This window comes from Halomonas sp. McH1-25 (assembly GCF_022348165.1).
GTDB lineage: Bacteria > Pseudomonadota > Gammaproteobacteria > Pseudomonadales > Halomonadaceae > Modicisalibacter.
The window spans coordinates 163,643-175,009 of record NZ_JAKRFI010000009.1 but is presented as its reverse complement, the minus strand read 5'-3'; the positions used below and the strand labels follow the sequence as shown (position 1 = coordinate 175,009).

11 protein-coding genes and 1 tRNA gene are annotated in these 11,367 nt (G+C 63.6%); 5 read left to right on the top strand and 7 right to left on the bottom strand.

The features are described from left to right. Positions 1 to 186 precede the first annotated feature (186 nt). From rpsT to rplU, 5 genes are all read right to left on the bottom strand, one after another. The gene (gene rpsT, locus MHM84_RS19275) at positions 187 to 453 is read right to left on the bottom strand and encodes a 30S ribosomal protein S20 (RefSeq protein ID WP_019020262.1); all 267 of its coding nucleotides are present in this window, start codon (positions 451 to 453) and stop codon (positions 187 to 189) included. A gap of 222 nt (positions 454 to 675) precedes the next feature. Beyond that, positions 676 to 1,815, bottom strand: a complete 1,140-nt coding sequence (gene proB, locus MHM84_RS19270) for a glutamate 5-kinase (protein ID WP_239268283.1) — start codon at positions 1,813 to 1,815, stop codon at positions 676 to 678. An 8-nt stretch (positions 1,816 to 1,823) separates the two neighbouring features. Then, positions 1,824 to 3,008, bottom strand: a complete 1,185-nt coding sequence (gene cgtA / locus MHM84_RS19265; RefSeq protein WP_239268281.1) for an Obg family GTPase CgtA — start codon at positions 3,006 to 3,008, stop codon at positions 1,824 to 1,826. Positions 3,009 to 3,136: 128 nt separating this feature from the next. Next, on the bottom strand, positions 3,137 to 3,394 hold the full coding sequence (gene rpmA / locus MHM84_RS19260; protein WP_239268279.1) for a 50S ribosomal protein L27: 258 nt from the start codon (positions 3,392 to 3,394) through the stop codon (positions 3,137 to 3,139). A 35-nt stretch (positions 3,395 to 3,429) separates the two neighbouring features. Next, a complete protein-coding gene (rplU, locus tag MHM84_RS19255; protein WP_019020266.1) occupies positions 3,430 to 3,741 on the bottom strand; it encodes a 50S ribosomal protein L21 in 312 nt (103 codons plus the stop codon). A gap of 264 nt (positions 3,742 to 4,005) precedes the next feature. Here rplU and ispB point away from each other — a divergent pair, with 264 nt between their 5' ends. Together ispB and MHM84_RS19245 are read left to right on the top strand one after the other, a co-directional pair. Beyond that, the gene (ispB, locus tag MHM84_RS19250; RefSeq protein WP_239268277.1) at positions 4,006 to 4,980 is read left to right on the top strand and encodes an octaprenyl diphosphate synthase; all 975 of its coding nucleotides are present in this window, start codon (positions 4,006 to 4,008) and stop codon (positions 4,978 to 4,980) included. A 76-nt stretch (positions 4,981 to 5,056) separates the two neighbouring features. Then, a tRNA-Pro gene (locus tag MHM84_RS19245) sits at positions 5,057 to 5,133 on the top strand. Positions 5,134 to 5,196: 63 nt separating this feature from the next. On the opposite strand, the gene MHM84_RS19240 is transcribed toward MHM84_RS19245, so the two are convergent. Then, on the bottom strand, positions 5,197 to 6,453 hold the full coding sequence (locus tag MHM84_RS19240; protein WP_239268275.1) for a cation:proton antiporter: 1,257 nt from the start codon (positions 6,451 to 6,453) through the stop codon (positions 5,197 to 5,199). Between the two features lie 232 nt (positions 6,454 to 6,685). On the opposite strand from MHM84_RS19240, the gene MHM84_RS19235 reads away from it, so the two are divergent. Then, entirely contained in the window at positions 6,686 to 7,108 is a 423-nt protein-coding gene (locus MHM84_RS19235) for a hypothetical protein (RefSeq protein WP_239268273.1), read from the top strand. A gap of 4 nt (positions 7,109 to 7,112) precedes the next feature. Here the strand turns inward: MHM84_RS19235 and MHM84_RS19230 are convergent, their stop codons facing one another. Beyond that, positions 7,113 to 7,358, bottom strand: coding sequence for a hypothetical protein (locus MHM84_RS19230; protein ID WP_239268271.1), 246 nt, complete (start codon positions 7,356 to 7,358; stop codon positions 7,113 to 7,115). 127 nt (positions 7,359 to 7,485) lie between these two features. Here MHM84_RS19230 and MHM84_RS19225 point away from each other — a divergent pair, with 127 nt between their 5' ends. Together MHM84_RS19225 and rapA are read left to right on the top strand one after the other, a co-directional pair. Beyond that, complete coding sequence (locus MHM84_RS19225) at positions 7,486 to 8,283, top strand: TlpA disulfide reductase family protein (RefSeq protein ID WP_239268269.1); 798 nt, start codon at positions 7,486 to 7,488, stop codon at positions 8,281 to 8,283. Between the two features lie 146 nt (positions 8,284 to 8,429). Further along, positions 8,430 to 11,366, top strand: coding sequence for an RNA polymerase-associated protein RapA (gene rapA / locus MHM84_RS19220; protein ID WP_239268267.1), 2,937 nt, complete (start codon positions 8,430 to 8,432; stop codon positions 11,364 to 11,366). Position 11,367 lies beyond the last annotated feature (1 nt).

Genomic DNA, 11,367 nt, shown 5'->3' with positions numbered 1-11,367 from the left:
CCGGCGTCCAGTTGAGTGCTTTCCCGGGCCGCAGACGGTGTCTCGCGGTTATCGTCAGGCTGCACTGTCGCCTCCTCTCATGCAGACCAGGATGTCATGCACAAAAAAACCGGCCGAGGCCGGTTTTTCTGCCGAGAATCCAATCACCGACGCGATGCGACGGCGGGTTTTCCCGTGGCGACCGGCTTACGCAGCCAGCGCCTTGATACGCTTGTTCAAACGGCTCTTGATGCGAGCGGCCTTCTTCTTGGACAGCGCGTCCTTGTCGGCGATGCGGTCGATGACCGGCTGGGCCGCCTTGAACTCGGTCATGGCAGTCGCGTGGTCGCCGCCCTGAATGGCCTTGATGACGCGCTTGATGTAAGTGCGGACCATGGAACGCTGACTGGCGTTGTGCTTGCGACGCTGTTCAGCCTGACGTGCGCGCTTCTGAGCTTGCTTGGTATTCGCCACCGTAATCTCCTTGGAGAATCTGAAACCGTTGCTGCGGTGTTAATTCGGTATAATGCGTTGACTAGACTTGGTTTTCTTTCACCCCAAGCCTGTTCGGCCGTTCAAAAATCACGGGCCATGTCTGAGAGGATGCGGCATTCTAGCATAGCCCCCCTAGCCTTGCTACAGCCCGCTCCAGCGATCTCCAACGCCCCTGATAGTCATGAGCGCAACGGCTCATCTTCACAGCACCACCAGATTGTCGCGATGGATCAGCTCCGGCGCCTCCATATAGCCGAGGATCGCCTCGATCTGATGGCTTGGTTGGCCGAGAATACGCGTCGCCTCATCGCTGCCGTAGTTGACCAGCCCCTTGGCGACCCGCTCACCCTGCTCATCGACACAAACCACCATGTCGCCGCGGACGAAATGGCCATTCAGCGCCTTGACGCCCACCGGCAGCAGGCTCGACCCCCGGCTGCGCAGCACATTGACCGCACCGGCATCCAGCGTGAGCGTGCCGCGCACCTGAAGCTGTCCGGCCAGCCAGCGCTTGCGCGCTGCCAACGGCGCATGATCCGGACGCAGCAGGGTACCCAGCCGCTCGCCGTCGACCAGGCGAAGCAACACATCGGACTGACGGCCACTGGCAATCGCCGTAACCGCCCCGGAGCGTGCCGCCAGGCGGGCAGCACGCACCTTGGTCGTCATGCCGCCCCGCCCCAGCGCACCGCCGTCGCCAGCCATGGCCGCCAGGCCGGGATCGTCGGCACGTCCCTCATGGATCAGTTGGGCTTCGGGATTGTGACGCGGGTCGGCGTCGAAAAGCCCCTCCTGGTCGGTCAGGATCACCAGCGCATCGGCCTCGAGCAGGTTGGCGACCAGCGCTCCCAGGGTATCGTTGTCACCGAAGCGAATCTCATCGGTAACCACCGTATCGTTCTCGTTGATCACCGGCACTACCCGAAGATCGACCAACGTGCGCAAGGCCGAACGTGCATTGAGATAGCGCTTGCGGTTGGACAGGTCGTCATGGGTCAGCAGCACCTGGGCGCTGCGCAATTCATGGCGTGCGAAATGGCCTTCATAACACTGCGCCAGCCCGGTCTGCCCCACGGCAGCCGCTGCCTGCAGCTCGTGCACCGCCGAAGGCCTGACATTCCAGCCCAGGCGCACCATGCCGGCTGCCACTGCCCCCGACGAGACCAGCACCACCTCGATGCCTTGCGCATGCAAGGCGGCTATCTGGTCGACCCAGCCACCGATGGCAGCTTCATCGAGACCGCGCCCATCGTTGGTGAGCAGCGCACTGCCGATCTTGACCACGATCCGCCGCGCCTCGGTCAGCGCTTCACGCCCCGGCATTCGCTCGCTATTCGTCATGCTGCGCCCTACTGCACATATTCGATCTCGACATCATGATCGTCATCGTCGATATCGTCGTCATCCTCGTCACGCTTGCGCTTGCGGCTGAGCCGAGACTCGGCCCGCGCCACAGCCTCGGCCTCCATGCGCCGACGCATTTCGCGTTCGCGCTCGGCCGCCACCTCGTCCTCGGCTTCAAGCCGGCGCTGCTCGGTCAGCCAGCGATGCACCGCCTGCACCAACGCTTGGGTTCCATCGCCACTGATCGCGGAGATGCGATATACAGGGCCATCCCAGCCTAGCCGGGAGACGATGTCGTCGACCCGCGCCTCGCGCTCGCCTTCGGGCAGCAGGTCGAGCTTGTTGAGTACCAGCCAACGCGGCCGCTCGGCAAGCGTCATCGAGAACTGCTCGAGCTCATGGGTGATGGCTTGGGCGGCATCGACCGGATCGGAGTCATCGAATGGCGCTACGTCGACCACGTGCAACAGCAGGCGCGTACGCGTCAGATGCTTGAGGAAGCGCAGGCCCAGACCGGCCCCTTCGGATGCCCCCTCGATCAGCCCCGGCACATCGGCCATCACGAAATGCTCGTGCATTCCGAGCTTGACCACGCCGAGGTTGGGCACCAGCGTGGTGAAGGGGTAGTTGGCCACCTTGGGCTTGGCTGCCGAGACCGAGCGAATCAGCGTCGACTTGCCGGCATTGGGCATGCCCAGCAGGCCGACATCGGCCATGACCTTCATTTCCAGGCGCAAGTTACGGCGCTCGCCCTCAGTCCCCGGCGTTATACGCCGTGGCGCCCGATTGGTCGACGACTTGAAGTGAATGTTGCCCAGACCACGCCGACCGCCCTGGGCCACCAGCACCACCTGACCGGGTTCGGTAACGTCGGCGATTACCTCGAGGGTGTCCTCGTCGATCAAGGTGGTGCCCACCGGCACTTTGACATGCAGGTCGTCACCGGCCTTGCCACTCATCTGGCGGCCCTGACCCGGCTGGCCATTCTGCGCCTTATAGAAGCGCTGATACTTGAAATCGATCAGGGTGTTCAGCGACTCGTCCCCGATCAGGTAGACACAACCGCCGTGGCCGCCGTCGCCGCCGTCGGGGCCGCCCTTGGGAACGTACTTCTCGCGGCGGAAGCTCAGGCACCCGTTACCGCCCTTGCCGGCTTCCACGATGATCGAGGCTTCATCGACGAATTGCATCTGTCACTCTCCCGACGGCCTACCCGCCATCATACGAAAAGGCCCCGCATCGCGGGGCCTTTTCTGCCACGGTCGAACGGCTGCGCCCGGCAACCGTCATTCCGCTGGCAACACTGGTGTATCCCGCCTCAGGCGGAGACGACACTCACGAACTTGCGATTCTTCGGACCCTTGGTCTCGAACTTGATCACGCCCTCGTTCAGTGCGAACAGGGTGTGGTCCTTGCCGATCCCAACACCGGTGCCGGCGTGGAAACGCGTGCCACGCTGGCGAACGATGATGTTGCCAGGGGTCACGGTTTGACCGCCGAACAGCTTGACGCCCAGGCGCTTGGATTCGGAATCGCGACCGTTACGGGAACTACCCGCTGCCTTCTTATGAGCCATTGCTAACTCCTCGCTCGTTCAGGGGAAGGTTCCGCTTAGGCGGAAATCCCGGTGATCTTGACTTCAGTGTACCACTGACGGTGGCCCTGACGACGCATGGAATGCTTGCGGCGACGGAACTTGATGATGCGGACCTTCTCGCCACGTCCATGGGACACGATCTCAGCGGAGACCTTGGCACCGTCGACCAGCGGCGCGCCGACCTTGACGTCGTCGCCATCGGCAACCAGCAGCACCTGGTCGAAATCCAGGCTGTCGCCGGTGGCCACTTCAAGCTTCTCGAGCTTCAGGGTCTGGCCTTCCTGGACGCGGTACTGCTTACCGCCGCTCTTGATAACTGCGTACATAACTCGCTCTCCAGACACTCATCGGGGTGGGCTCTTCATCGACCTGCGGCGAGTGGCGCCCCTTCCGGCAGCCATCTGACAGGGAGCATGATGAGTAGGGTCGCGGATTATAACGACTCGTCCGCAGGACCACAAGACCGCTTTCCCCCAGCGGCGACTTGCCTTGACGCCCTGCCTAGGGGCTCATAGCATAACCCCACCCAAGGCCGTCCCCACGCGTCACGGGGTTCTCGAAACGGCCCAATCCTTTTATAGAAAGCCAACATGCAGCCTAACGCATCGCCAATCCATGCGGCGGTGGCAGAGGACTTTGCTGCCGTCGACCGCACCATTCTCGCCCAGCTCGACTCCCGTGTCCCGCTCGTCGAAAGCATCGGCCACTACATCGTCGAAAGCGGTGGCAAGCGCCTGCGCCCGCTGCTCGTACTGCTGGCCTCGCGCGCGCTAGGCTACGACGGTGATCGCCATATCACGCTGGCCGCCCTGATCGAGTTCATGCATACATCCACCCTGTTGCATGACGACGTGGTCGACGAGTCGAGCATGCGTCGCGGGCGCAAGACAGCCAATGCCAACTGGGGCAATGCGCCCTCCGTACTGGTCGGCGACTTCCTCTACTCCCGTTCGTTCCAGATGATGGTCGAAGTCGGCTCGATGCGTGTCATGGAGATTCTCTCCGCCGCCACCTGCACCATTGCCGAAGGCGAAGTCCTGCAGTTGACCAATATCGGCAATCCCGATGTCGATGAAGCGGCGTACTTCGAGACCATTCAGGGCAAGACGGCGATGCTCTTCGAGGCGGCGACGCATAGCGGTGCCGTACTCGCTGCGGCCAATGCCGATGAGGAGATGGCGCTGCAGCTCTATGGCCGCTATCTGGGCCTGGCCTTCCAGCTCACCGATGACCTGCTCGATTACCAGGGCGATGCCCAGACCATGGGCAAGAATGTCGGCGACGACCTGGCCGAAGGCAAACCCACCCTGCCCCTGATTCAGGCCATGACCAGCGGCACGCCCGATCAGGCCCGACTGATCCGCCAGGCGATACGCAAAGGCGGTCTGGACCAGCTCGATGAAGTGCTGGCCATCGTCGTGGAAACCGGCGCACTGGACTACACCCGTCAACAGGCCGAGGAAATGTCCCGTCGCGCCCTGAGCCAGCTCGATGTGTTGCCCGCCAGTCGCTATCGCGACACCTTGGCGGAGCTGGCCAGGCTCGCGGTCGATCGCCAGGCCTGAAACGCGCGCAAGGGGGTTGCGTGCGTCAGAGCGATGCGTATAATGCAGCACCGTTGAGGCGCAAGCCCAACAGCGTCGGAGTGTAGCTCAGCTTGGTAGAGCACTGTCTTCGGGAGGCAGGGGTCGTAGGTTCAAATCCTATCACTCCGACCAGAAATTCCCGCAAACCGCCACCTTTGGATTCGTCCGGGTGGCGGTTTTCGTTTCCGCTCGCGTTCACTTCTGCCCTGCCGCCGCACCGCCCCCGGCCTCGATCTCCCGCCGCCGGTCCATCCAGCCCATGAGCGGCGCGGAAAGCATGCCATATGACACGATCGAGACCAGCACCACGAAGCTGATCAGTGTCCAGGCCGTATCGACCTCGCCGAAATTCTCGATATTGGTGGCATAGGCCAGATAATAGAATGAGCCGACGCCACGAATGCCGAACAAGCTGACGATCGAGCGCTCACAGCGGTACATGTTGCTCCCGGCCAGGCTCAGCATGCCGACAGCCGGCCGGATGATGAACAGCACCACGATAGCGGCAATGGCGATCGGCCACGTCAGGCCGTCGAGCAGCGGACCGGCCAGGCTCCCTCCGAAGAGTACCAACAAGGTCATCATCAGCAGGTGTTCGGCCTGCTCGGTGAAATCGTAGAGCCGGTGATTGTACTCGTTGTGGTTGTCGCGCCGGCGCATGACCAGCGCCGCCACGAAGACGGCCACGAATCCGTAGCCATGAATCAGTTCCGCCCCGGCATAGGCCACGAAAGTGATCCCCAGTGCGGCAAACCCCTGCCCGGTACGCGCAATGATCTTGTGACGCACGCGATAGACGATGTTGCCGAGCATGCTGCCCACGACCCAGCCAGCTGCAAAGCCGGCAGCCACCCGCCAGACCACGTCGAGAAGCAGCCACTCCCAGGTCCAGGTGCCCCAGCCGATACCGTGCGCCGCCAGACCGATAGCCAGGTAGGTGAACGGAAACGCCAACCCGTCGTTGAGCCCGGCTTCCGAGGTCAGACTGAAGCGCACTTCATCCTCCGGCTCGGCCTGGGGCGGCCCCACCCGCACGTCCGCCGCCAGTACCGGATCGGTGGGGGCCAATGCCGCGCCGATCAGCGCTGCCGTCTCCCAGGGAAGGCCGAGAAAAAAGGCGCCAAGTGCCGCAATCGCTGCGATGGATAGCGGCATGGCCAGTCCGATCAGGCGGGCAGTATTGACCCACTCCCGCCATCGGAGCCGCCTATCGATACTCAGCCCGGCACCGGTGAGCGAAACGATGATCGTCAGCTCGGTCAGAAACGCCAGTGCCTGCGGGTAATCCCGTGGCGTCAGTCCCGCCTCGCCCATCAGGTGGAAAAAGCCGTAGCCGATCGCCACGCAAATGATCGGCAGCGTCAGCGGTAGATTACGGATAAAGATCGGAAACCAGGCCACCAATAGAATCAGCAGCCCGAAGCCCCCGAGAAAATAGATATGCGATTCCACGCCAATAGCCCTCCCTGGACACCCCAGGCCCCGTCGAGGTACTCATCCATGAGCCTCGAATAGACGGAGCGATCGAATAGCGATGCCCTACAGCTTAGCGGCCCGAGCCATAAGTGGCATGCGCAACCTGCAATAGGCCAGACCTATCGGCACAGTGAGCAAGTTCAAACGGCAGAAAACCTCAACCCGGGCCATGGTGATAGGAACACCAACAATAAGCCAAGGGTGCGCCATGCAACGACTGTCATTGGATACGGGAATACTTCGCGTGCGAGACTTGGATGCCATGAAGGCGTTCTGCATCGACATGCTACGTCTGCCCGTATTGCTGGAAACCGCCACCTCGGTGACCTTCGAACTGGGTACGGACGCCCGTGGACAGACCCAGGTATTCATGCTGCTTAGCGACGACCATGCCGATGCACCTCGCCGCCTGACCCTGGAAGTCAGTGACCAAGAATTCTCTCCCTTGTGCGAGCATCTGCGCCAGCGCGGCGCTCATCTGTTCCAGAGCGAGGACAGCAGCGCCCCGGGATGTGCCTGGCGCATTCTGAGCTGCAATGCTCCGGAGGGGCATCGACTGATCGTCGTCGGTATCGATCCAACGCGCTGCGCGCCGACCTCGGCCCTCTCTCCCGCCGTCTCGAGACCATGACGCCTCAGCCCGACATCTCGCCTTCCGAGGCCTTACGAGCGCGCTCGACGGCTGCCTTGCGCGCCTTGTTACGACGATAACGACGCATCAGCGCCACGCCCAGCGCAACGAGTAGCATGACGCCCAGCGTGGCGCCCTGCCAGGGCCGGGCTGCATCCTCCAGCAGGGTCTCCAGGGTAATGATAAGCACGAATCCGAGCGCCTGGCTGGCAATGGCCAGCGCACGCAGCGGATCGAAAGACTTGCCCATGACGGCACTCCAGCGACGCCAAACGCCGCATGATGACAGGAACGAAAGACAACAGTAGGCTGGCTGCATTGTAACCGGCGACGCTCGCCGGAAGAAAACCCGTTTCCCCAAGGACCCTTTGCACCCCATGGATGCCCTCGCGCTAGGCCCACTGCTGATCCCTCTGCCCCGTCTGTACGCCTTCGCTGTGGCCCTGGTCTTGGTGCTGGCCAGTCAGGCGGCCCTGCGACTCCCCAGGTTGCAGCGCGGCCGCTGGTTCAACGGCCTGTTGCTAACCTGGCTGATCGCCGCCCGCCTGGGCCACGTATCGATGCACTGGGACAGCTATGCCGCCGCCCCGCTGGACGCGCTGAAGTTCTGGCAACCCGGCTACAGTGCCGCATGGGGTATGCTCGGCGCTGCCGCATGGAGTGTCTGGTTCCTGCGCCACCGCCTGGTCGCGCTGGTCACTGCCCAGGTCCTGCTGGCCACCGCCTTTGCCGTGTGGCTGGGGCTCATGCTGTGGAATCCATTGGGTAGCGACAGCCAAGTGCAAACATTGCCTGAACTGACCCTGGAAAACCTCGACGGCGATCCCGTGACGTTGTCATCGCTGCAGGGCGAGACGGTGGTACTCAACCTATGGGCGAGCTGGTGTCCGCCATGCCTGCGCGAGATGCCCTTGCTCGCCGAAACCGATGCCCGTGACGGTGTGCGGGTGGTCGTGGTCAACCAGGGCGAAAGTCTGCTGCAAGTGGTCCGTTATCTGGACGCCCATGCGCTGGACTTCGAGCACGCCTTGCTCGACCCTCAGCAGCGGCTGATGGCGCTGACCGCTGCGCCCGGCCTGCCCACCACCCTGCTCTTCGATGCCTCCGGCCGCCTTGTCGATCAACACGTCGGGGAAGTGTCTCGGGCGCAGCTCGATGCCTGGCTATCGCGCTAGGCACCGATCGCGCCTTGAAGCTAGCTCACGACAACGCTTAATCGTCTACATCATTTCCTGTAAGATACCGCGCCCCGTCGCTGCCAACGCGGCTTGGCAGGGTTGATTGCGACGGGCGAGCACCGTTTTTCGAGCATCGAGGCACCATGAGCGAATTCATTCCCGGCCAGCGCTGGATCAGCGACGGCGAGGCCGAACTGGGCCTGGGCACTATCCTGAACGTCGATTTCCGTAGCGTGACCGTCCTGTTCGCCGCCAGCCAGGAGACGCGCACCTACAGCGTGCGCCAGGCACCGCTGACCCGCGTGGTCTTCGGTAGCGGCGATCGCATCGATGCCGCCGAGGGCTGGCAACTGATCGTCGACGACATCAAGGAGATCGACGGCCTGATCGTCTATATCGGCGAGACAGACGACGGCGAGCTGCGCGAGCTATCGGAAGCGCAGATCGCCGACAGCATGCAGTTCAATCAAGCACGCGACCGCCTGCTGACCGGCCAGGTCGACCGCAACGACTGGTTCGACCTGCGCTTTCGCACCTTGCACCATTTCCATCGCATCGAGCAGAACCCCGCGCTGGGCCTGGCCGGTCCCAAGATCGATCTGATTGCCCATCAGCTCTACATCGCCGATGAGGTCTCGCGGCGTCACGCCCCGCGCGTGCTGCTCGCCGACGAGGTGGGACTGGGCAAGACCATCGAGGCGGGGCTCATCCTGCACCGCCTGCTGCTCACCGGACGTGCCGAGCGCGCATTGATCCTGGTGCCCGACAGCCTCACCCATCAATGGCTGGTCGAGCTGTTGCGTCGCTTCGGTCTGGAAGTCACCCTGCTCGACGAGCAGCAGAGCCAGGCCTACGGCGATGCCAATCCCTTCGAGACCGGCCAGTTGGTCCTGGCCAGCCAACAGTGGCTGTTCGCCAACCCGCACCGCCAGTCCCAGGCAGAAGCCAGCCGCTGGGACATGCTGATTGTCGACGAAGCACACCATCTGGATTGGTCACCCGAAGGCAGTGGACCGGGCTATGCCTGTGTCGAACGGTTGTCCCATGCCGTGCCCGGCTTGCTGCTGCTTACCGCCACGCCGGAACAGATGGGCGTGGAGAGCCATTTCGCCCGCCTGCGTCTGCTCGATCCGGACCGTTACCATGACCTGGTCGCCTTCAAGGCCGAGGAAACGGGCTACGTCGATGTCGCTACCGCCATCGACGCGCTCGAGACGTTGCCCGGCGACAGCGACGCCTTCACCTCGGTCGACCGCGTCATCGACGACAGCGATAGCCAAGCCCTGCTCGACATCCTGATCGATGCCGAAAGCGGCGAAGAACAGCGTGCCGCCGCACGCCGCCAACTTCGTGAGCAGCTACTCGACCGCCATGGCACCGGCCGGGTGATGTTCCGCAACAGCCGTCGCCACGTTGCCGGCTTTCCCGAGCGCCACCTCCACGTCGCCTCGCTGGAGCTGCCGTCGGCCTACCGGCGTCTGCTGCGCAAGCTGAGCCGCGACGAGGATGCGCTCGACGAGCTGCTGATCGAGACCGGCCTCGACCACCCCGACGTGGTGCTGTACCTCGATGCCACCTATCGGGCCCTCTCCGACGACCCGCTCAATGCCGAACCCTGGTGGCAGATCGACCCACGCGTGACTTGGCTGCTCGAGCTGCTCACCGACGCCGGCCGCGACAAGGTGCTGGTCATTGCTCACGACCGCGAGACCGCTACCGACCTGGCTGAAGCGCTGCGCGTGCTGGGTGGCATGCACGCCCCGGTATTCCACGAGGGCATGACACTGGTCGAGCGCGACCGCGCGGCAGCCGAGTTCGCCGACGAGGAGGATGGCAGTCAAGTCATGGTGTGCTCGGAAATCGGCTCGGAAGGGCGCAATTTCCAGTTCTGTCGCCATCTGGTGATGTTCGACCTGCCCCAGCATCCCGACCAGCTCGAACAACGCATCGGGCGTCTCGACCGTATCGGCCAGCGCCACGCCATTGAGCTGCATGTGCCGGTCTTTGCCGACAGCCCGGGGGAGCGGCTGCTGCGTTGGTATCGCGAGGGAATGGACGCCTTCAGCGCCCCTCATGGGGTGGGCAGCGATTTGTACGACGCCTTCGGTGACGCCCTGGCCGATGCCCTGCTCGACCCGGAGAGCCTCGACGAGATCATCACCGAGACCCGCTCCCTGTTCGAGGCGCGCCTGGCCGAACGCGACGCCGGGCGCAATCGCCTGCTGGAACTCAACGCCTGCCGTCACGAGCGCGCCGAGTCCGTCGCCGCCGCCATTCGCGAACTGGATGCCGACAAGGCGCTGCCGCGCTATCTCGACCAGGCTTTCGACATTTTCGGCATCGACAGTCAGGACCTGGGTGGCGAGCTGATTCATCTGCGCGCCGGCCCGCATATGCTGGACGGTCTGCCCGGCCTGGCGAAGGGTGAGGAAGGCTTCACGGCCACCGCTTCACGCGCCCGTGCCCTGGCCCGTGACGATGTACAGCGCCTGTCCTGGGAACATCCGCTGGTTCGCGAGATGCTGGGGCGCATACTCGACGGTGCGATGGGCAACACCGCCCTGGCGCTGCTCAATCATCCGGCGATTCCCGCCGGCCGGCTGATGGTGGAACTGGTGTTTCGCACCTACTGTCCGGCGCCGGCGCGCCTGCACGTCAATCGCTTCCTGCCGCCCACGGCGATCCGCGTGCTGCTCGACGAATCCGGAGCCAACCTGACGGATAAGGTGTCCTTCACCGGCCTCGCCAAGAACCTGCAGAAGGTCAAGAAAGCCGTAGCACGCGATCTCATCAAGTCACGCCACGACCAACTGCGCGACCTGCTGGTCCAAGGCGAGAGTGAGGCCGACCGCGAGTTGCCGAGCCTCATCGAGACGGCACAACGACGCATGCGTGACGAGCTCGACAGCGAACTCACTCGTCTGCAAGCGCTTGCCCGGCACAATCCGGCGGTCCGTGACGATGAGATCCAGGCCCTGCGCGACGAGCGTCAGGCCCTCGACGCAGCCATCGAGGGTACCCGTCTGCGCCTGGACGCCGTGCGGGTGATCGTGACCGTGGATAACGAAACACGGCGTTAGC